The 19,441-nt window shown below is 68.7% G+C and carries 19 protein-coding genes; 13 read left to right on the forward strand and 6 right to left on the reverse strand.

Going from position 1 to position 19,441, the window contains the following annotated elements:
* Position 1: 1 nt before the first annotated feature.
* From B5V46_RS02335 to B5V46_RS02355, 5 genes are read left to right on the forward strand one after another with little or no spacing between them, the layout of a single operon-like run.
* Positions 2 to 790, forward strand: coding sequence for a heme ABC transporter ATP-binding protein (locus B5V46_RS02335; RefSeq protein ID WP_080615094.1), 789 nt, complete (start codon positions 2 to 4; stop codon positions 788 to 790).
* 58 nt (positions 791 to 848) lie between these two features.
* Positions 849 to 1,517 (forward strand): MotA/TolQ/ExbB proton channel family protein, encoded by a 669-nt coding sequence (locus tag B5V46_RS02340; RefSeq protein WP_080615095.1) that lies wholly within the window; start codon positions 849 to 851, stop codon positions 1,515 to 1,517.
* Positions 1,514 to 1,897: a biopolymer transporter ExbD gene (locus tag B5V46_RS02345; protein WP_080615096.1), complete on the forward strand. Its 384-nt coding sequence runs from the start codon at positions 1,514 to 1,516 to the stop codon at positions 1,895 to 1,897. The genes B5V46_RS02340 and B5V46_RS02345 overlap by 4 nt, the downstream gene beginning before the upstream one ends.
* Positions 1,898 to 1,901: 4 nt before the next feature.
* Entirely contained in the window at positions 1,902 to 2,282 is a 381-nt protein-coding gene (locus B5V46_RS02350; RefSeq protein ID WP_080615097.1) for a biopolymer transporter ExbD, read from the forward strand.
* Position 2,283: 1 nt separating this feature from the next.
* Positions 2,284 to 3,156 (forward strand): energy transducer TonB, encoded by an 873-nt coding sequence (locus B5V46_RS02355; protein WP_080615098.1) that lies wholly within the window; start codon positions 2,284 to 2,286, stop codon positions 3,154 to 3,156.
* A gap of 13 nt (positions 3,157 to 3,169) precedes the next feature.
* Here the strand turns inward: B5V46_RS02355 and htpX are convergent, their stop codons facing one another.
* Positions 3,170 to 4,075 (reverse strand): zinc metalloprotease HtpX, encoded by a 906-nt coding sequence (htpX, locus tag B5V46_RS02360; protein ID WP_080617919.1) that lies wholly within the window; start codon positions 4,073 to 4,075, stop codon positions 3,170 to 3,172.
* A 291-nt stretch (positions 4,076 to 4,366) separates the two neighbouring features.
* Here htpX and acs point away from each other — a divergent pair, with 291 nt between their 5' ends.
* The 7 genes from acs (at position 4,367) to B5V46_RS02395 (ending at position 13,435) form a co-directional block, all read left to right on the forward strand.
* Positions 4,367 to 6,304 carry an acetate--CoA ligase gene (gene acs / locus B5V46_RS02365; RefSeq protein WP_155774137.1) on the forward strand — a complete coding sequence of 646 codons (1,938 nt, stop codon included), beginning with the start codon at positions 4,367 to 4,369 and terminating at the stop codon, positions 6,302 to 6,304.
* A gap of 114 nt (positions 6,305 to 6,418) precedes the next feature.
* Positions 6,419 to 6,670, forward strand: coding sequence for a DUF4212 domain-containing protein (locus B5V46_RS02370; RefSeq protein ID WP_080615099.1), 252 nt, complete (start codon positions 6,419 to 6,421; stop codon positions 6,668 to 6,670).
* A gap of 15 nt (positions 6,671 to 6,685) precedes the next feature.
* Positions 6,686 to 8,503 (forward strand): sodium:solute symporter family protein, encoded by a 1,818-nt coding sequence (locus B5V46_RS02375; RefSeq protein WP_080615100.1) that lies wholly within the window; start codon positions 6,686 to 6,688, stop codon positions 8,501 to 8,503.
* Between the two features lie 121 nt (positions 8,504 to 8,624).
* Positions 8,625 to 10,463, forward strand: coding sequence for a DUF294 nucleotidyltransferase-like domain-containing protein (locus B5V46_RS02380; protein ID WP_080615101.1), 1,839 nt, complete (start codon positions 8,625 to 8,627; stop codon positions 10,461 to 10,463).
* Positions 10,464 to 10,466: 3 nt separating this feature from the next.
* Positions 10,467 to 10,979 (forward strand): hypothetical protein, encoded by a 513-nt coding sequence (locus B5V46_RS02385; RefSeq protein WP_080615102.1) that lies wholly within the window; start codon positions 10,467 to 10,469, stop codon positions 10,977 to 10,979.
* A gap of 10 nt (positions 10,980 to 10,989) precedes the next feature.
* Positions 10,990 to 11,373: a response regulator transcription factor gene (locus B5V46_RS02390; RefSeq protein ID WP_080615103.1), complete on the forward strand. Its 384-nt coding sequence runs from the start codon at positions 10,990 to 10,992 to the stop codon at positions 11,371 to 11,373.
* Entirely contained in the window at positions 11,366 to 13,435 is a 2,070-nt protein-coding gene (locus B5V46_RS02395) for an exonuclease domain-containing protein (RefSeq protein ID WP_080615104.1), read from the forward strand. Before B5V46_RS02390 ends, B5V46_RS02395 begins: the two co-directional genes overlap by 8 nt.
* Here B5V46_RS02395 and B5V46_RS02400 read toward each other — a convergent pair.
* From B5V46_RS02400 to B5V46_RS02410, 3 genes are all read right to left on the reverse strand, one after another.
* Positions 13,429 to 14,673 carry a glycosyltransferase gene (locus B5V46_RS02400; protein ID WP_080615105.1) on the reverse strand — a complete coding sequence of 415 codons (1,245 nt, stop codon included), beginning with the start codon at positions 14,671 to 14,673 and terminating at the stop codon, positions 13,429 to 13,431. The two genes, B5V46_RS02395 and B5V46_RS02400, sit on opposite strands and share 7 nt — an antisense overlap.
* Before the next feature lie 257 nt (positions 14,674 to 14,930).
* Positions 14,931 to 15,365 (reverse strand): MarR family winged helix-turn-helix transcriptional regulator, encoded by a 435-nt coding sequence (locus tag B5V46_RS02405; protein WP_196774321.1) that lies wholly within the window; start codon positions 15,363 to 15,365, stop codon positions 14,931 to 14,933.
* A gap of 287 nt (positions 15,366 to 15,652) precedes the next feature.
* Positions 15,653 to 16,459, reverse strand: coding sequence for a B12-binding domain-containing protein (locus B5V46_RS02410; protein ID WP_080615107.1), 807 nt, complete (start codon positions 16,457 to 16,459; stop codon positions 15,653 to 15,655).
* Positions 16,460 to 16,722: 263 nt separating this feature from the next.
* Between B5V46_RS02410 and B5V46_RS02415 the strand changes: the two genes are divergently transcribed.
* Positions 16,723 to 17,682 carry a DUF808 domain-containing protein gene (locus B5V46_RS02415; RefSeq protein WP_080615108.1) on the forward strand — a complete coding sequence of 320 codons (960 nt, stop codon included), beginning with the start codon at positions 16,723 to 16,725 and terminating at the stop codon, positions 17,680 to 17,682.
* 44 nt (positions 17,683 to 17,726) lie between these two features.
* Here B5V46_RS02415 and idi read toward each other — a convergent pair whose 3' ends face one another.
* Together idi and B5V46_RS02425 are read right to left on the reverse strand one after the other, a co-directional pair.
* A complete protein-coding gene (gene idi / locus B5V46_RS02420; RefSeq protein WP_080615109.1) occupies positions 17,727 to 18,257 on the reverse strand; it encodes an isopentenyl-diphosphate Delta-isomerase in 531 nt (176 codons plus the stop codon).
* Positions 18,254 to 19,435: a geranylgeranyl diphosphate reductase gene (locus B5V46_RS02425; RefSeq protein ID WP_080615110.1), complete on the reverse strand. Its 1,182-nt coding sequence runs from the start codon at positions 19,433 to 19,435 to the stop codon at positions 18,254 to 18,256. The genes idi and B5V46_RS02425 overlap by 4 nt, the downstream gene beginning before the upstream one ends.
* Positions 19,436 to 19,441: the final 6 nt, after the last annotated feature.

Consider the following 19,441-nt stretch of genomic DNA (forward strand, 5'->3'; position numbering starts at 1 on the left):
GATGCTCGAGGCCACCGATATCACCATCCGTCTGGGCCGCCGCGAGATCCTGAGCAGGGTCGATTTCCGCGCGCGGCCCGGACAGATCACCGCCATCGTCGGCCCGAACGGTTCGGGCAAGACGACCCTTCTGCGAGCACTCACCGGTGAACTCTCCCATGACGGGCGGATCCGGCTGAACCACCACGATCCCGCCTCCCTAAGGCCCTGGGTGCTCGCAGCCCTTCGGGGGGTGTTGCCACAGGCCACGCCGATGGCCTTTCCCTTCACCGCCGCCGAGGTGGTCCGGCTGGGCCTGATGGGCGGCATCGAGGCGGCCGAGCCCGATCTGGTGTCCAAGGCGCTGGCGCGGGTCGGTCTGGCGGGCTTCGAGCCGCGCTCCTATCAGGAACTGTCGGGCGGCGAGCAGCAGCGGGTGCAGCTGGCCCGGGTGCTGGCGCAGGTCTGGCATCCGACCGCCCATGGCCAGCCGCGCTGGCTGTTTCTCGACGAGCCGGTCTCGGCCCTCGATATCGGTCACCAGCTTCAGGTGATGAGGATCGTCCGCGACTTCGCCGACCGGGGCGGCGGCATCGTCACCGTCATGCATGACCTGAACCTCACCGCGATGTTCGCCGACAGCGTGGCGCTGATGTCGGGCGGCGGGCTGATGGCGCAGGGCGCGCCTGCCGAGGTGCTGTGCGACGATCTTCTCAGCCGGGCCTATCTGTGCCCGCTGCGCGTGAACGCGCTGCCTGCCGCCGGACTTTACCTTCTGCCTCAGGCCAGCGGTCCCATTGCTGCCGAATGATGCCCGAACGGCCCGAACGAGGCCTGAAATGGAGGCCTGAAATGACGGAGACCCTGCCATGGACCTGACCCACAAGACCGCCGCAATCGCCGAGTTTCTTGACAGGGGCGGCCCGGCGATCTGGGCCATCGCCGCGCTTTCGGTGCTGACGGTGGCGCTGATCCTGTGGAAGCTCTGGCGCCTTGCCTGGGCCGGTGCCTGGTCGCGGGCGGCGGCGGAACGCGCTGTCGCGGGCTGGCTCGAAGGCGATATCTGGCGCGCCCGCACCGCGCTGGACGGACGTTCGGGCCTGCGCGGCGTCGCTGTGCGGGCCGCGATCGAGGCCCGGCTCGACCCCGAGCTTGATGCCACCACCGCCCGCGAAGAGGTCGCCCGCGTCGCCACGGGCGCGCTGACCCGGGCGCGCTCCGGGCTGCGCGCGCTGGATCTGATCGCGACCATCGCCCCGCTGATCGGTCTTCTCGGCACCGTGCTGGGCATGATCGCGGCCTTCAAGACCCTGCAGGAAACCGGGGCGCGGGCCGATCCTTCGGCGCTGGCAGGCGGCATCTGGGAGGCGCTTCTGACCACCGCGGCGGGCATGGCTGTGGCGATCCCGGCTTCGGTTGCGCTGTCCTGGTTCGAAAGTGTCGCAGAATCTGCGCGGGTCGATATCGAGGATGCCGCGACCCGCGTCCTGACCCGGGGCGGGCCGGGCCGGACGGCGCTCCGGGCGGCTGCGGAATGAGCCTCGGGCTGCAACCTGCGGCGGCCCGGCGGCGACCCAGCCTGACGCCGATGGTCGATGTCGTGTTCCTGCTTCTGGTCTTCTTCATGCTGGCCGCGCGGATGGGCGCCGAGGTGGCACTGCCGGTCGCGGGCGGCGCGGGCGGCAGTGCCGAGTGGTCCGGCCCGCCCCGGCTGATCGACATCGGCCCCGAGACGCTGGCGCTGAACGGGGTCGAGACGCCGCTTGATGCCCTGGCCGGGGCGCTGGCACCGCTGGTCTCCGGGCCTTCCGATCCGGTCGTGTTGCGTCCGCGCGACGGCGCCGAGCTGCAGCGGGTGATCGAGGTGATCGAGACCCTGTCGGCCGCCGGCTACAGCCAGCCGATCCTGGTGGAGTAAGCTCATGCGCCTGGCCATGCCCGCTCCGCGCCCGGCCCGGGAAAGCGTCGTTCCGATGATCAACGTGGTGTTTCTGCTGCTGATCTTCTTTCTGATCGGCGCGCGGCTCGCGCCGCCAGAGCCGATCGAGATAGAGCCGCCCGAGGCCGTCTCCGACCGCCCGCCCGAGGCGGACGCGGCACTTCTGGTCGCCGCTGACGGCATGCTTGCCTATGGTGATGCGCGGGACGAGGCCGTCTATGCCGCCCTGGCCGAGGTGCCGCGCGAGGGGCCGTTGGCCGTCCGGGCGGATCGTGCCGCCGAGGGCGCGGTCGTCGCGCGGGTGCTGGCCCGGCTTGCCGCCGAAGGGGTGTCCCCTGTCGAGCTGGTCGCGGCCGCACGCTGACATGCGGGGTGGGCTCGAAGTTCTGGCCTTCGGCGGTCTGGCGCTCGTGCTGCATCTGGCGCTCTGGCCCGGGGATGAGGCGCCCGGGATCAGCGCCGCGGGCAGCGGCGGCGAGGATCTCGCCACGCTGGCCGCGGCGACGGCCGCCATTGCCCGCCAGGTTTCGGAATGGGACAGCCCGCCCGCGCCGCCCCAGGCCCTGCCCGCGCCCGAGGCGCCGCCGCCGCCCGAAGCCCCGCCCGAGCTTCTGCCCCCCGAGCCTGTGCCAGAGTTGACGGCCCCGGCGCCGCGCCGTCCCGATCTGCCGCGTCTTGCCGCCCTGACCGCGCCCGAGCCGCCGCCGCCCGAACACCAACCCGACCCCAAACCCGACCCCGATCCGAAACCCGAGGTGCATCAGGCCCGGGCCGATACGCCCCGCCCGGCCGAGCGTCCCGATGCGAAACCCGCGCCGAAGCCCCAGCCCGCGACGCAGCAGGCGGTCCGCGCCGCGGCGTCGCAAAGCTCCGAGGCGCAGCAGGCGCAAAAGGCGGCCGGGGCCGGGGGCGCGGCGCGGGGGAGGGCCGGCGAGGCCACCGTCGCCACCCGCGATCCGGGCCGCGTCGCCACGCTGATGGCAGAATGGGGGGCCGCGATCCGGGCTCGCATCCAGCGCCGGGTTCCCGAGGGCGCGGGACGGGGCACGGCGCTGGTCGAACTGACGGTCTCGGCCCGGGGCGCGCTGGTTTCGGTGCGGGTGGTGCGTTCTTCCGGCAATGCCCGGCTTGACGGGCTGGCGCTGGCGGCGGTGCGTCAGGCCGGCCGTTTCCCGGCCGCGCCGGCCGGGCTTGGCGACGCCGCCCGCAGCTTCAGCCTCGAGGTCCGCTCGCGCTGAGCGGGGGCTATGCTCAGCCCCAGGGCCCGCGCGGCGCGCGACGGATCGGGCGGGGCGCGGTCGGGGGGCTCATGGCGGGCGCGGCGTGCCCGGCCATCCGTTGCAGCGCCGCGACCCGGTTCGCGGTATTCGGATGGGTCGAGAACAGCTTGTCGCGGGCTCCGCCATGCAGCGGGTTGATGATGAACATATGCGCCGTGGCCGGGTTGCGCTCGGCCGCGACATTGTCGATCCGCGCGGCCAGCGCCTCGATCTTGGTCAGCGCCGAGGCCAGCCAGAGCGGCCGGCCGCAGATCTCGGCCCCGATCCGGTCGGCCTCGTATTCGCGGCTGCGGCTGATCGCCATCTGGATCAGCGCCGCGGCCATCGGCGCCAGCAGGGCCATGGCGATGGTGGCGATGATGCCGCCGCCGCCCTCGCGCCGTCCGCCGAAGAAGAAGGCGAAATTCGCCAGCATCGAGATCGCCCCCGCGAAGGTGGCGGTGACGGTCATGATCAGCGTGTCACGGTTCCGGATATGGGCCAGCTCATGGGCCATCACGCCCGCGACCTCCTCGCGCGACAGCCGGGCCAGCAGGCCCGTGGTGGCGGCCACCGCCGCATTCTCGGGGCTGCGCCCGGTGGCGAAGGCGTTCGGCTGGTCGCTGTCGATCAGATAGACCTTGGGCACCGGCATGCCCGCCCCGCGCGCAAGCCCGGTCACGATCTGCTGAAGCTCGGCCCCGTCCGCTCCGGTCGCGGGCCGGGCGTTGTTCATCCTCAGGACCATGGCGTCCGAGTTCCACCAGGTCAGAAGGTTCATCGCGGCCGCGACAGCAAGGGCGATCATCGCACCTGTGCTGCCCGCGAGCATCGCGCCGAGGCCCATGAAGACGGCGGTCAGAGCCGCCATCAGAAGTGCCGTCCGGAAATATCCCATCTTGGTCATGCCATATGTCGTGGTGATCTGTCGCCGATATAGGAAGCGCCTGCGCCGCTGCAAGCGCCGGGGCCTGTGCGGGGCTTGTCAAAAAGTTGACAAGATTTTCTTTTCCCGCGTCACTCATTTCACAATTCTTTCCGGGTTTCAGCGATGGGGCGTTCATTTTTTACAGGATTTGGTAAACAAGCACAGGATGAGGAGGCGGGTGGCCATTCCCCGCCAGGGGCTTGACCGTGAGGAGGACAGAGTATGACCGAGATGACGAAACCCGGCGAGGCTGCGGCGGCGATGCATGCGCCGGATCCGGATTTTGTCTCCGGGGCGCATATCGATTCGGCGAAATACGAGGCGATGTACCGTGACTCCGTCGAGAATCCCGAGGGGTTCTGGGGCGGGCACGGGAAGCGTCTGGACTGGATCAAGCCCTATACGGAGGTGAAGAACACGAACTTCCGGATGGGCGAGGTCGAGATCCACTGGTTCCGGGACGGCACGCTGAACGTGGCCTCGAACTGCATCGACCGCCATCTGAAGACCCGGGGCGATCAGGATGCGATCATCTTCGTGCCCGACGAGCCCGACGCGCCGGTCCGGCACATCACCTATCGCGAGCTGCACGAGAAGGTGAACCGGATGGCCAATGTCCTGCTGAGCCAGGGCGTGATGCGGGGCGACCGCGTGGTCATCTATATGCCGATGATCCCCGAAGCGGCCTATGCGATGCTGGCCTGCGCCCGGATCGGGGCGATCCATTCGGTGGTTTTCGCGGGCTTCTCGGCCGATGGTCTCGCGAACCGGATCAACGATTGCGGCGCCAAGGTCGTCATCACCGCAGATACCGCCCCCCGGGGCGGGCGCAAGACCGCGCTGAAGTCGAATACCGATGCGGCCCTTCTGCACTGCTCGGACAAGGTGCGCTGCATGGTCGTCAAGCATACCGGCGACCAGACCACCTGGATTCCGGGGCGGGATGTGGACGTTCTCGAGTTGATGGAGCATGCCAGCCCCGACTGCCCGCCGCGCGAGCTGGCCGCGGAGCATCCGCTCTTCATCCTCTACACCTCGGGCTCGACCGGCAAGCCCAAGGGCGTGGTGCATTCCTCGGGCGGCTATCTCGCCTATGCCGCGATGACCCATGAATACACCTTCGACTATCACGAGGGCGACGTGTTCTGGTGCACCGCCGATGTCGGCTGGGTCACCGGCCACAGCTACATCGTCTATGGCCCGCTCGCCAATGGCGCGACCACCGTCATGTTCGAGGGCGTGCCGACCTATCCCGATGCGGGCCGGTTCTGGCAGATCTGCCAGGACCTGAAGGTCAACCAGTTCTACACCGCCCCCACCGTGATCCGGGCGCTGATGGGCCAGGGTACCGAGTGGGTCGAGAAATACGATCTCTCGAGCCTCAAGGTGCTGGGCTCGGTCGGCGAGCCGATCAACCCCGAGGCCTGGGAATGGTACAACACCCATATCGGCCAGGGCCGCTGCCCGATCGTCGACACCTGGTGGCAGACCGAGACCGGCGGCCATCTGCTGACGCCGCTGCCCGGCGCCACCCCGACCAAGCCCGGCTCGGCGACCCGGCCCTTCTTCGGGGTGCAGCCGGTGGTGCTGGAGCCGGAATCGGGCCGCGAGATCGACAGCACCGAGGCCGAGGGCGTGCTCTGCCTCAAGGACAGCTGGCCCGGGCAGATGCGCACGATCTGGGGCGATCACGACCGCTTCCAGGAGACCTATTTCAGCCATTACAAGGGCTATTACTTCTCGGGCGACGGCTGCAGGCGCGATGCCGACGGCTATTACTGGGTCACCGGCCGGGTCGATGACGTGATCAACGTCTCGGGCCACCGGATGGGCACGGCCGAGGTGGAATCGGCCCTTGTCGCCCACCAGGCGGTGGCCGAGGCCGCGGTGGTGGGCTATCCGCATGAGCTGAAGGGCCAGGGCATCTACGCCTATGTGACGCTGATGAACGGGATCGAGGCGACCGACGCGCTCCGCAAGGAGCTCGAGAAATGGGTCCGCACCGAGATCGGCCCGATCGCCAAGCCCGACATCATCCAATGGGCCCCGGGCCTTCCCAAGACCCGCTCGGGCAAGATCATGCGCCGCATCCTCAGGAAGATCGCCGAGAACGATTTCGGCTCCCTCGGCGACATCTCGACCCTCGCCGACCCCTCCGTCGTCGAGGAGCTCATCGGCAACAGGATGAACCGGGGCTGACCCGCGGTCAGGGGCGCGCGTCACGCCGCGCCCCACCAAGCATCACGTTTCCGGCCGCCCGCATCGGGAGGTGGGCTGCCGGACCTTTCAAACCGACATTAAGGGAGGAACCCAATGTCCGGACAGGACTCTGCCTATTGGCGCGCCAATGTGCGCATCATTCTCGTCTGCCTGGTGATCTGGGCGGTCTCATCCTTCGGTCTGGGCATCGTGCTCCGGCCGGCGCTGGAAGGCATCATGATCGGCGGCGCCGATCTGGGCTTCTGGTTCGCCCAGCAAGGCTCGATCTACGTCTTTCTGGTGCTGATCTTCGTCTATGCCTGGCTGATGAACGGGCTGGATCGCAAATACGGCGTGGATGAGTAAGGGAGCCCGGACCAGATGGATCAGTTTACCCTCAATCTCATTTTCGTCGGCCTCACCTTCGCCATCTATATCGGCATCGCGATCTGGGCGCGGGCGGGCTCGACCGCGGAATTCTATGCTGCGGGACGGGGCGTTCACCCGGTCCTGAACGGGATGGCGACCGGGGCCGACTGGATGTCGGCGGCCTCGTTCATCTCGATGGCCGGGATCATCGCGCTGGCACCCGGTGGCGGCTATACCCAGTCGGCCTTCCTGATGGGCTGGACCGGCGGCTATGTGCTGCTGGCGCTGCTGCTGGCGCCCTATCTGCGCAAGTTCGGCAAGTTCACCGTGCCGGAATTCATCGGCGACCGCTTCTATTCGGGCGGCGCGCGGCTGCTGGCCGTGGTCTGCCTGATCGTGATCTCGATCACCTATGTCATCGGACAGATGCGCGGCGTCGGCGTGACCTTCGGGCGCTTCCTCGAGGTCTCTACCGATACCGGGCTTTACATCGGCGCGGCCATCGTCTTCGCCTATGCGGTGTTCGGCGGCATGAAGGGCATCACCTATACCCAGGTGGCGCAATATGTGGTGCTGATCATTGCCTATACCATTCCGGCGATCTTCATCTCGCTGGCGCTGACCGGGTCCTTCCTGCCCCAGCTCGGGCTGATCGGCTCTTACGCGCCGGGTGGGGGCGAGCAGGCCCTGCTTGCCAAGCTCGACGAGGTGGTCACCGAGCTAGGCTTCACCGCCTATACCGCCGACACCCCGAACATGCTGAACATGTTCCTCTTCACCATGTCGCTGATGATCGGCACCGCGGGCCTGCCGCATGTCATCATCCGCTTCTTCACCGTGCCGAAAGTGGCCGATGCGCGCACCTCGGCGGGCTGGGCGCTGGTCTTCATCGCGCTGCTTTACACCGTGGCCCCGGCCGTGGGCTCGATGGCGCGGCTGAACCTGACCACCACGATGTGGCCCAATGCGGTCACCGGCAATGCGCTGGACGGCGATGCGGTCAGCCTCGAGGCGATCCAGACCGATCCCAGGCTGAACTGGGTGAAGACCTGGGAACAGACCGGCCTGCTGCATATGGAAGACCTGAACGGCGACGGTCGGATCCAGTATTACAACGACAAGAACCCCGAGATGCAGGCACTGGCGGCCGAGCGCGGCTGGCAGGGCAATGAGGTCATCAGGATCGACAACGACATCATGGTGCTGGCCAATCCCGAGATCGCTGCGCTGCCCTCCTGGGTGATCGCGCTGGTGGCCGCGGGCGCGGTGGCGGCGGCGCTGTCGACCGCGGCGGGGCTGCTCCTGGCGATTTCCTCGGCGATCTCGCATGACCTGATCAAGGGAGCGATCAATCCGAAGATCTCGGAGAAGGGCGAGTTGCTGGCCGCCCGGATCTCGATGACCGGCGCGATCCTGATCGCCACCTGGCTTGGCCTCAACCCGCCCGGCTTTGCCGCGCAGGTGGTGGCGCTGGCCTTCGGTCTGGCCGCGGCGACGATCTTCCCGGTGCTGATGATGGGGATCTTCTCCAAGCGCGTGAACAAGGAAGGCGCCATCGCGGGGATGCTTGTCGGGCTGGTCTTCACCGCCATCTACATCTTCCTCTACAAGGGCTGGTTCTTCATCCCCGGGACCGCCACCTTCGCGGATGTCCCCGAGAACTACCTGTTCGGCATCTCGCCGCTCTCGATCGGCGCGGTTGGCGCGGCGCTGAACTTCGCGGTCGCCTTCGGGGTCTCGGCCGTGACCCGGACGCCGCCGCGCGAGGTGGTGGAGCTGGTCGAAAGCATCCGCGTGCCGCGCGGGGCCGGTGCTGCGACCGATCACTGACGGCAAAGGACAGGGGCGGGTTTCCGCCCCCGTCCGCCTTTCCCGCCGAGCCGTGTATTGACGGCGAGGGATTCCTTTTAGGTAGTTTGAACGACCCCGCTGCCCGTGCAGGAGCAGAGCCATGCCCGACCCCGAGGCCGATATCCTGGCCAGCCTGACCCGCTATGCGCCCTTCGATATGGTGCCCGCGGCGGCTCTGGAGGCGCTGGGCCCCAGCCTGACCCGGATCGCGGCCGAGGCCGGGCAGACCCTGTCATACGAGGGCGAGCGGCTCGAGGCGTTGCTGGTGATCGAAAGCGGCAGCGTCGAGATCGAGACCGATGGCTCGGGCCCGCTTGCGCTGCGCGGCCCGGGCGATGTGATCGGCGAGCGCGGGCTGTTGCGGCTGGGGCGGGCGACGCTGACCGCGCGGGTGGCCGGGGATGCGGTGCTGATCCGGCTGCCGAAAGAGCGGTTCTACGATCTCATCGACGAGGTCCCGGCCTTTGCCGCATGGTTTCAGCGTGCCTCTCCGGCGCGGCCCGCCGGCAGCGGTGCCGATGCGGCCGGGCTGACCGCGCTGAAAGTGTCGGATCTGATGACGAAGGGGCCGGTGACCTGCCCGGTCGGGGGCACGGTCCGCGACGTGGCGCGGCTGATGCGCGACAAGGGGATCTCGTCGGTGATCCTGATGGAGGGCGAGTCGCCCGCGGGCATCGTCACCGTGCGCGACCTGGCCCACAAGGTGCTGGCCGAGGGGCTGGACGGCGCCACGCCCGTGGCCCGGGTGATGACCTCGGATCTCATCACCATCGCGCCCGAGGCGCTGGGGCTCGATGCGCTGATGCGGCTGGCCGATCACAATATCAGCCATCTGCCGGTGGCCGAGGGCGGGCGCATCGTCGGGCTGATCGGGCGCACCGATCTGTTCCGCCAGCAGGCGGCGACGGCCAGCCACATGATCGCCGAGATTGTCGATGCGGACAGCGCGGCCGAGATGGCCCGCGTCGTGGCGCAGGTGCCGAGCCTTCTCGCGCAGCTCGTCAGCGCCGGGGCAGGGGCCAGCGCCATCACCCGCCGGATCACCGACATCACCGATGCCATCACAAGGCGCCTTCTGGTCCTGGCCGAGGCCGAACTGGGCCCGCCGCCGGTGCCCTATCTGTGGCTGGCCTGCGGCAGCCAGGGCCGGCGCGAGCAGACCGGGCAGAGCGATCAGGACAATTGCCTGATCCTCGACGATGGGCTCGCACCCGGGCAGGACGCCTATTTCCAGGCGCTGGCGGCCTTCGTCTCGGACGGGTTGCACGCCTGCGGCTTCGTCTATTGCCCGGGCGACATGATGGCGACCAACCCGCGCTGGCGTCAGCCGCGCCGGGTCTGGCGCGACTATTTCGCGGGCTGGATCGCCCAGCCAGACAATCAGGCGCAGATGCTGGCCTCGGTGATGTTCGACCTGCGTCCGATCCATGGCGAGACCGCGCTGTTTCGCGATCTGCAGGCCGAGACCCTGGCCATGGCCCGCAGGAATTCCATCTTCGTCGCGCATATGGTGTCGAACTCGCTGAAACACACGCCGCCTCTGGGGCTTTTGCGCGGCTTTGCCCTGATCCGCTCGGGCGAGCACAAGGACATGGTCGATCTGAAACTCTCGGGCGTCGTGCCGGTGGTCGATCTGGGCCGGGTCTATGCGTTGAGGGGCGAGCTGATGGCGGTCAATACCCGCGAGCGGCTCGAGGCGGCGCGCGAGGCGGGCGTGATCTCGAAGGCGGGCGCGCATGATCTGATCGACGCCTATGACTTTATCGCCGAGACCCGGCTGAGGCATCAGGCGGCGCAGATCCGGGCAGGCGAGAGGCCCGACAATTTCATGCCGCCAGCGCAACTGTCCGAGCTGGAACGCAACCACCTGCGCGACGCGTTCATGGTGATCAAGACAATGCAGTCCTCGGCCGGGCAGGGCCGGGGCGTGATGGGGTAGGCCATGTATATCGAACTGATCGCGATCATCGTTGCCGGGATCGGCACGGGCGGGCTTGTGCTGGTTGTGAACCGGCTGACCGGCCGCCGCCTGCCGCGCTTCGCGGTGCCGCTGGCGGCGGCGCTGGCGATGTTCGCCTATGCGCTCTGGTCGGAATACACCTGGGGCACGCGGACCGTGGCCAGCCTGCCCGAGGGCGTGGTCGAGGTCACCCATATCGATCAGTCCATTGCCTGGAAGCCCTGGACGCTGCTTGCCCCGGTCACCACGCGGGTGATGGCCGCCAATCTGGTCGGGGCGCAGTCCCGGCCCGACGCGCCCGATGTCCGGCTGGTCGAGCTTTACCTGCTGGCGCGCTGGCATGCCGCGCGCACGGTCATGGTGCTGATCGACTGTGCCGCGCCCGCCCGGGCCGAGGTCAGCGATGCCACGTTGACCGATCCCTCGGTGGCCGACTGGCAGCCGCTCGGCCCCCACGATCCGCTGCTGCGGGCGATCTGCGTGCCGCAGGATTAGGAGCGGGGGCATGGGCGAGAAGTCGGTTCTGCTGGTCGAGGACGAGGATGGCATCGCGCTTGCGCTGGAATTCCTGATCTCGCGGCAGGGCTACGACACCCGCCGCGTGACCGATGGCGATGCCGCGCTGAGGGCGATGGAGGAGGACCGCCCCGATCTGGTGGTGCTCGACGTGATGCTGCCCGAACGCTCGGGCTACGAGGTCTGCCAGATCATGCGGCAGAACGAGGGCCTGAAACATGTTAAGGTCCTGATGATGACGGCGCGCGGTGGAGAGGTCGAGCGGCGCAAGGGGCTGGCGCTGGGTGCGGATGCGTTCCTGAGGAAACCCTTCGCGACTGCGGATCTGACGGCCCAGATCCGCGCGTTGCTGGGGGAAGACATGGATGCATGAGCGACTGAATGAGCGACTGGGGCTGAGACTTCGTTTCGCGCTGTTCTTCGCGGCGCTGGCACTGGGCGGCATGGCGGTGCTGGTGCTGGGGCTCTGGTTCGGCCATGCCCGCGCGGGCGGTCCGGCCGACGGCTATGTGATCGCGGGGATGGTGGCGGGCTGCGGGCTGCTGGGGCTTGCGGCCTGGATCGGGCTTTTGTTCGACGCGAATGTGGTGCGGCCGATCCAGGCGCTGGCCGCCGATCTGCAGACCCGGGCCCGGGTCGATGTCGCGGCCGATATCGACGAGGCGCCCGCGCGCTATCTGGGCGCGCTCGCCCCCGCCGCCAATGCGATCCATGACGCGCTGGCCGCCACCCGCGAGGCCCAGGACCGGGCCGTGGCCGAGCGGACCGCCGCGCTGAACCGCGAAAAGGCGATGTTCGAGGCGCTGTTGCGCGATCTGGCCGAAGGGGTGGTCGTGGCCACGCCCGATCACCGGGTCATGCTGTATAACCGCGCCGCGCTCGGGCTTCTGGGCGATCTGGGGCTCGACCGGCCGCTGACCGCCCTTCTAAGGCCCGAGCCGCTGACCCATGCGCTCGACCGGATGGGAGCGCGGGCCGCCCGCGGCGAGGTCGAGGCGGAACGGTTCCTGGCCGCCACCGCCAGCGGCGAGCGCTTCCTGATGGCGCGGGTCAGCCCGGTCGCGGTCGCGGGCCAGCGCGCGGGCTATGTGCTGATCTTCCACGATGCGACCGAGGACCTCGAGGCGCATGCCGAGCTCGACCATCTGTTCAACACCATGCTCGAGGGGATAAGGCGGCCGACCGCCGCCATCGGTGCGCTGTCCGATGCCATCGAAGCCGATCCCGAGATGGCTGACGAGATGCGCGCGGCCTTCTTTGCCCGGCTCCGCGGCGAACAGGCGATGCTGGTCGACCGGATGAACCAGCTCGCCGACCGCTACGGCACCGCCACCACCCGGCGCTGGCCGATGCCCGCCGTCGCCTCGGACGACATCTTCGATGCGCTGACCGCGCGGCTGCCCGGAGATCTGCGTTTCGAGGGCGCGCGTCAGTTCATCCGCTGCGACGGCTTCGCGATTTCCGAGCTTCTGGCCCGAGTGATCGAGGGGCTGCGCACCGATGGCCGGCGCGACGGTTTCGTCCTGCGCGCTGTGCCCGAGGCTCGCGAGGTCTGCCTTGAGCTGCACTGGCGCGGTCCGCCGGTCGGCGACGGGCAGATTGACCGCTGGCTCTCGGCGCCGCTCTCGGCGGGCTATGGCGAATATCTCGGCCGCGACGCGCTCGAGAGCCATGGCACCGAGCTTTGGGCGGAGCCGACCGAGACCGGCCACCGTCTGCTGCTGCCGCTGACCGCTGCCACGGCACCGCTGCTGACGCCGGCCGATCCGCGTCCGGAATTCTACGACTTCTCGCTGCCGCCGCCCGCCGCAGGCGCGCTGGCCGACCGGCCGCTCGCCGAGCTGCGCTTCGTCGTCTTCGACACCGAGACCACCGGCCTTGCGCCGCGGCAGGGCGACGAGATCGTGCAGATCGCCGGGGTCCGGATCGTCAATGGCCGCATCCTGCGCGGCGAGGTCTTCGACAGCCTGGTCAATCCGGGGCGGCATATTCCGGCGGCCTCGACGGCGGTTCATGGCATCGACGACGCGATGGTGCGGGGCGGGCCCGACGTGGTCGCGGCGGGGCGGCGGTTTCACGCCTTTTGCGAGGGGGCTGTTCTGGTCGCCCATAACGCCGCCTTCGACATGACCTTCCTGAAGATGAAGGAGGACCGGCTGGGGCTTCGCTTCGACCATCCGGTGTTGTGCACCGTGCTTCTGTCGGCGGCGCTCTATCCGCATGCCGAGGATCATACCCTCGATGCGCTGGCGGCCCGTTTCGGGGTGCGGCTCGAGGCCCGGAACCGCCATACCGCGCTGGGCGATGCGATGGCGACGGCCGAGGTGTTCCGCCAGATGCTGGGAATGCTGGAGGTTGCGGGGGTGCGGACGCTGGGCGAGGCGATGGCGCGGTCCAACGAGATGCACCGCCTCCGCCGCGCCCAGAGCTACTGACCGGGCAGGCCCCGCCCCTCGATCACCGCCCGGAAGAAGGCCTCGCGCCTGGGATACAGCACGCTCTGGGCGTAATGCTTGGCGGCATGGTCGCGGGCGCGCCCGCCCATGGTGCGCGCGGCGGCAGGCCCGGCCAGGATGGCGGCGATGCCGCGGGCGATCTCGCCCGGGGTCTCGAAATCGACGAAGCGGGCGGCATCGGGCGGCACCAGCTCGCGCACCGGCGCGGTATCCGACACCACCAGCGGGCAGCCGGCGGCCATCGCGTCGAGCAGCGACCAGGAGGGCACGAAGGGCCGGGTCAGGTAGACATGCGCGTCCGAGCGGCGCAGGAGCGCCCGGTAGCGGCCGGGCGACAGAAGCCCGGTGAAATGGAGCCGCCCCCTGTCGAAGTCATGCGCGGCCAGGGCGCGGGTCTTCCAGCTGTCGCCCTCGGGCAGGCGCCTGCCGTAATGCACCTTGTCCTCGCCCGCGATGACCGCATGCACCTTTTCGTCCCCGGCCTGCAGCCGGGCCAGATCGGCCATGAACCCGGGAAAGCCGCGCATCGGCTCCATGCCCCGCGTCGCATAGGTGACGAGAGGCGCGGCCTCGGGCAGGCCGTCGAGCGTGAAGGGCGGTTCGTCGGCGGGCGGATGGATCAGCGCCTCGACATCGACCCCGTCATGGAGCACGGTCGCGCGCGCCGCGAGCCAGTCGGGCAACTGGTCGCGCTGGAATTCGGTCGGGACCAGGATCGCGTCGGCCGCTTGCAGGTCCAGCAGGAAGGGCAGGTTGCGGCAGAGCGTGGCGGCATGGCGATCCTCGACCGCCTCGCCGGTTTCGGCCTCCATGTCGACGGGCGGGTAATTGTACCACCATTCGAGATAGGGCACGAAGCGGGCCTCTGGCCAGACCACCCGCGCGAAGCTGCCCGAGCCCCAGCCCGAATGCGCGACCACCAGATCGGGCTTAAAGCCCTGCCGGCGCAGGCGGATCGCGGCCCGGGCTAGGCCCTGCCCGTTCAGAACCGCGCGTTCGGTCCCGTGCAGGTAGCGATGCGTGTCCGGGGCGACGTCGCGGTGCCGGGCATAGCCCATCACCCGGAGCCCGGTTTCGGCAAGCCGCACCAGCCGGTCGCGGGGAAAGGCTTCGGCGGCGGTGGCGAAGACCACGTTCCAGCCCCGCGTGGCCAGATAGCCGGCGATGCCGCCGAACTGGGCCGGGAAATTCTCATGCGCGAAAAGGACCGATGGCATCGGTCCGAGCTTCGGTCAGCGATGCGGCAAAGTCCAGCGCGGAGGGAAGCCCCGATCTTCGGGCCCGGCGTTGCGGGCCGTAGGGTCGGTGCGCTCCGTGCGGGACGGCCACGAGGCCACCGGGCAGCCGGTGCGGATGCGGGCCGGGACGCTGTCTATGCCCGCCGCTCGGCTGGGCGCGAAGGTGCTGCCCGGCAGATGTGGGAAGAGCTTCCGTCGCCCGGCGGTCCCGTCGTGCCCGACGGTATTGGCGGTTCTCAGGAGGAGAGGTCGACCGAGATCGAGCGCAGGGCGCGCTTGATCGCGCTGCGGTCCGCATCGGGAAGCGTGCAGACCAGAAGCGCGATCTTTCGGATCGGGTCGAGTTCCAGCGCGTCCCGGCCCGCATCGGTCAGCGAGATGATCGTGCTGCGGGCGTCTCGCGGATGGCTGCGCTGGCGCACCAGGCCGCGGTCGCGCATGGTCCTGACCGCCCGGCTGACCGGCGCATGGGTCAGGCCGAGAAAGCCCGTGATCAGGGTCAGCGTGCAGCGGTCCTCGGCGCAGCGGTCGAGATAGCGCAGGATCGACCATTGCAGCGGCTGGATCTCGCTCGAGGTTTTCGTCTCATAAGCCCCGCGCACGATCCGTTCCATCAGAACGGCCGCAGCGAAGTCGCTTATGGCGAAGGCGTCCAGCTGTCCCCCGGTCATCTCGGATCCGGCTGATGGCGACGAATCCCGCGACGTTCCCATCCCACTTTCAAACTGAGAACAGCCCCCTTGCTGAGATCCGACGCTGCCCGGCAGGGAGGGCTTCGTCAATATGCCAGCCCGAACCCTGCCTCGTGACGCTGCGCCGTTTTGACCGCGGGCGCGGCGCTGAGGCGCTGTCCGACCGCCCGAGACCGGATCGCGACCCGCCCCTGCTGCATTGCCGCCGCCGGTTCCGCCTGTTGTCGAGGGCGCCGCACTGCGCAGGACGGGGCGCTCACGACTGCTCAGGCTTGGCTGTCGAGCAGCAGCCGGTCGGCGGCCAGGAGCGCGCTGCCCAGATCGGCGGCGCGTTCGTCGGCGGGGATCTGGCGGGCCAGTTCGGGATTGGTCGAGAGGATCGTTCCGCAGAGCATCACCCGGAGTTTCGGGAGCGCGGTCCGGAGCTCGGCCAGCAACTGGATCAGCGGCGTCGCCGAGCGGCGGCTGGAGGCGGACAGGCCCAGCAGCGGCACCTGCGACCGGGTGAGATCGGCGATCAGCCGGTCCGGCGTCTCGGACAGCGACAGATCGATTTCCCAGCCCCGTTCACGGAAGGCGTCGGCGGCGACGATCACGCCAAAGGTGTGCGTCTCGGTCTCGGGCGTGGCGAAGATCGCGCGCCGTATCAGGCCGCGCGGGCGGGGGCCGGCTTCGGCGCGGAGCTCTCGCAACAGACGCTGCAGGCGGCCGACCGCCTGACCGACCTCGATGAAGCTGACCTCGTCGCTTTCCCAGCGCCGCCCCATCAGCCGCGCGGCCTCGGGCAGCAGGCCCTCGGCGATCCAGGCCTTGTCCCGCCCCCGGGCGATATGATCGTCGATTATCCCGCGCGCCTGTTCGAGGCTGCCGGTCGAGAGTGCGGCGCACAGCGCCTCGATCTCGGCGGGCGTGGGCGGCTCGGGCAGGGGCGCCTGTCGGGCGGGCAGGCGCGCGACGCGCATCAGCGCCTCCTGGGCGATGGAGCGCAGACTGGCTTCGGGCAGGGGGCCGCAGATCACGTTGCCGATCGGCACGGGAAAGGATTCGGCCGGCTGGCGCTGGTCGGAGTCCATGGAATTCTCCCTGATCGTCCCGGTATGTGATCTCGGAAGATCGCGTCTTGGTTGTTATTAGTCTTTGTTAAAGTCAACGACAATGGAGGCAGTTGCGTCAATGAGAAACTTAGCCATGAGGGGCAGTTGGCGGTTTCGGACCGTGCATCTCCGGCCTTGCTGACAACGCGGCGCAAGATGCGGCCCGGCCTTTGCCGCGACGCGGCGGCGCGCTATTGTCGCCTCGCAGGGTGCAGGGACAAGAGGCGGGGCAGGCGAAGAGAATGAGTGGATTACTGGCACTGCTCGACGATGTGGCGGCGATCGCCAAGGTGGCCTCGGCATCGGTCGACGACGTGGTGGGACAGGCGGTGAAGGCGTCGTCCAAGGCGGCAGGGGCGGTGATCGACGATGCGGCGGTGACGCCGAAATACCTTCGCGGGTTCAGTCCGGCGCGGGAATTGCCCATCGTCTGGAGCATCGCCCGCGGGTCGCTGTTCAACAAGCTGGTGATTCTGCTTCCGCTCGCGCTGCTGCTGTCGCAATTCGCGCCCTGGGCGATCGCGCCGCTATTGATGCTGGGCGGCTGTTATCTGTGCTTCGAGGGAGTCGAGAAGGTGCTGCATGCGCTGGGCCCGCATGAGGCACATGCAGAGGCCGGGTCCGATCTGCCGCTCTCGGCGGCGCGCCTGGAAGAGGCCAAGGTCAGGGGGGCGATCAAGACCGATTTCATCCTCTCGGCCGAGATCATGACGATCATACTGGCGGCGATGCCCGAGCACATGACCCTGTGGATGGAGGCCGGGGCGATGGCGCTGGCGGGGGCGCTGATCACCGTCGTGGTCTATGGCGCGGTCGGGCTGATCGTGAAGGCCGACGATATCGGGCTGGCGATGGCCGAGAAGGGCCGGCTGGCCGCGACCCGCAGCCTGGGCGTGGGCATCGTGCGGGCGATGCCGAAGGTGATGACGCTGCTGCTGGTGGTGGGCACGGCGGCGATGATCTGGGTCGGGGGCTCGATCCTGGTCCATGGCGCGCATCAGCTGGGCTGGCACATGCCGCAGGAGCTGATCCACCACGTCGCCGTCGCGGCGGCCTCGGTGCTGTCGCTTGGCGGCGCCGTCGAATGGACGGTGACGGCGGCGCTGGACGGTGTGGTCGGGATTGTCGTCGGGCTGGTGCTGGTCCCTGTCATCCAGCATGCGATCCTGCCGGCGGCAGGGCTTTTCTTCCGGAAGGGATAGGCGCGGGGACCGGGATGCGCGTCTGCGCGCCCCGGTCCGGTCGCTCAGGCCGAAGCCAGCGCGCCGAAGATCGCGGCGCTGTGCTTGTCCAGGTAGATCCGCAGCCAGGGCGTGTAGACGCCCTCGGTCTCGCGGGCCTCGCGCGCCAGATCGTCCAGCGCGATCCAGCGGGCATCCATCACCTCGTCAGGGTTCAGATCCCATGTCAGCTCCGGCCCCGCTTCGGCGACGAAGATGTCGACCAGCTCATGCTCGATCAGCCCGTTTCCGACCTCGGCGCGGTATTCGACCTGCTCGCGGAACTCGAGCGTCAGGCCGGTGATGCCCAGCTCTTCGGCCAGCCGCCGGTTGGCGCAGGTCTTGGAGTCCTCGTCCCAGCGCGGATGTGTGCAGCAGGTATTCGCCCAGAAGCCGGGCGTGTGATACTTGCCCAGCGCGCGGCGCTGGATCAGCACGCGGTCGCCATCCATCACGAAGACCGAGATCGCCTTGTGGCGGAGGCCCTTCTGGTGGGCCTCCAGCTTCTCGACGGGGGTCAGCTCGCCGTTCACCCAGGCCGGGATCATTTCGCTCATGTGTATTGCGGCGAGACGAGGCCCGTCAGGTGGGCGACGTTCTTGATGCCGATCTTGATATGGGCAAGCGGGCGTTTCCTGGTCAGCTTCTTGTTCATGTAGGATTCGAAGGTCAGCGTCTGCACGTCCACGTCGTGGCAGAGCGACACGAAGCGTTCGCGCCGTTCGTCGCTGTGGTAATAGGCGTCCTGCATCGCCTGCAGCGCCTTGTAGGTGTTCTTGTGGTCCTTCATGAACATCTGCCGGGCAAGCTTCAGATCCGAGGCCCGGCCCGAGGCCAGCGCCGCCGAGACCGCCGCGGCGCCGACGCGCCCGCCATACATCGCGTAATAGATGCCCTCGCCCGAGCTGGGCGCCACGGTGCCCGCGGCATCGCCCACCACCACGACATCGCGGCCATTGTCCCACTTGTCCATCGGACGAAGCGGGATCGGCGCGCCTTCCTTGCGGATCGTCTCGGCCTGATCGAGGCCTGCCATCCTGCGCAGATCGGCGGTGGCCTGTTTCAGATCGAAGCCGTCGACCCCGGTGCCCATGCCGACCGAACAGGTATGCCCGTGCGGGAAGACCCAGCCGTAGAAATCGGGGCTGATCCGGCCGTCATAGATCACGTCGCAGCGGTTGGGGGCGTAGTTGCCCACCGCCATCGGCGCGTCGATGATCTCGTGATAGGCGATCACATAGGGGATCTTGTCGCCGCCGGGCACCTCGGCGCGGGCGACGTCCGAGCGCGCCCCGTCGGCGCCGATGACGAATTTCGTCTGGAGCCTGACCTCTTCCTTCGATTGCTTGTCGCGGAAGACGAGAAAGGTCTTTTCCTCTTCGCGCTCGATCCGGAGGAAGGTGCCGGTAAAGCGGGTGGCGCCGGCGCGTTCGGCGCGGGCGCGCAGGAACGGGTCGAAATCCTTGCGGTCGACCATGCCGACGAAACCGTTCTCGATCGGGATGTCGACGAAACGGCCCGAGGGCGAGATCATCCGCGCGGTGTCTATCTTGGCCACGAGCTGTTCGTCGGCGATGTTGAAATCGCGCATCAGCCGCGGCGGGATCGCGCCGCCGCAGGGCTTGATGCGGCCCTCGCGGTCCAGCAGCGCGACTTTCTTGCCCGAACGGGCGAGGTCCTCGGCGGCCGTAGCCCCGGCGGGGCCGCCTCCGACGACAACAACGTCATAGATCATCTTGTC

The organism is Rhodovulum sp. MB263, from assembly GCF_002073975.1.
Classification (GTDB): Bacteria; Pseudomonadota; Alphaproteobacteria; order Rhodobacterales; family Rhodobacteraceae; genus Rhodovulum.

Coding starts and splice junctions, on each gene's coding strand:
- B5V46_RS02335 (WP_080615094.1), top strand. CDS start 2: ATGCTCGAGGCCACCGATATCACCATCCGTCTGGGCCGCCGCGAGATC.
- B5V46_RS02340 (WP_080615095.1), top strand. CDS start 849: ATGGACCTGACCCACAAGACCGCCGCAATCGCCGAGTTTCTTGACAGG.
- B5V46_RS02345 (WP_080615096.1), top strand. CDS start 1,514: ATGAGCCTCGGGCTGCAACCTGCGGCGGCCCGGCGGCGACCCAGCCTG.
- B5V46_RS02350 (WP_080615097.1), top strand. CDS start 1,902: ATGCGCCTGGCCATGCCCGCTCCGCGCCCGGCCCGGGAAAGCGTCGTT.
- B5V46_RS02355 (WP_080615098.1), top strand. CDS start 2,284: ATGCGGGGTGGGCTCGAAGTTCTGGCCTTCGGCGGTCTGGCGCTCGTG.
- htpX (WP_080617919.1), bottom strand. CDS start 4,075: ATGGGATATTTCCGGACGGCACTTCTGATGGCGGCTCTGACCGCCGTC.
- acs (WP_155774137.1), top strand. CDS start 4,367: ATGCATGCGCCGGATCCGGATTTTGTCTCCGGGGCGCATATCGATTCG.
- B5V46_RS02370 (WP_080615099.1), top strand. CDS start 6,419: ATGTCCGGACAGGACTCTGCCTATTGGCGCGCCAATGTGCGCATCATT.
- B5V46_RS02375 (WP_080615100.1), top strand. CDS start 6,686: ATGGATCAGTTTACCCTCAATCTCATTTTCGTCGGCCTCACCTTCGCC.
- B5V46_RS02380 (WP_080615101.1), top strand. CDS start 8,625: ATGCCCGACCCCGAGGCCGATATCCTGGCCAGCCTGACCCGCTATGCG.
- B5V46_RS02385 (WP_080615102.1), top strand. CDS start 10,467: ATGTATATCGAACTGATCGCGATCATCGTTGCCGGGATCGGCACGGGC.
- B5V46_RS02390 (WP_080615103.1), top strand. CDS start 10,990: ATGGGCGAGAAGTCGGTTCTGCTGGTCGAGGACGAGGATGGCATCGCG.
- B5V46_RS02395 (WP_080615104.1), top strand. CDS start 11,366: ATGCATGAGCGACTGAATGAGCGACTGGGGCTGAGACTTCGTTTCGCG.
- B5V46_RS02400 (WP_080615105.1), bottom strand. CDS start 14,673: ATGCCATCGGTCCTTTTCGCGCATGAGAATTTCCCGGCCCAGTTCGGC.
- B5V46_RS02405 (WP_196774321.1), bottom strand. CDS start 15,365: ATGACCGGGGGACAGCTGGACGCCTTCGCCATAAGCGACTTCGCTGCG.
- B5V46_RS02410 (WP_080615107.1), bottom strand. CDS start 16,459: ATGGACTCCGACCAGCGCCAGCCGGCCGAATCCTTTCCCGTGCCGATC.
- B5V46_RS02415 (WP_080615108.1), top strand. CDS start 16,723: ATGAGTGGATTACTGGCACTGCTCGACGATGTGGCGGCGATCGCCAAG.
- idi (WP_080615109.1), bottom strand. CDS start 18,257: ATGAGCGAAATGATCCCGGCCTGGGTGAACGGCGAGCTGACCCCCGTC.
- B5V46_RS02425 (WP_080615110.1), bottom strand. CDS start 19,435: ATGATCTATGACGTTGTTGTCGTCGGAGGCGGCCCCGCCGGGGCTACG.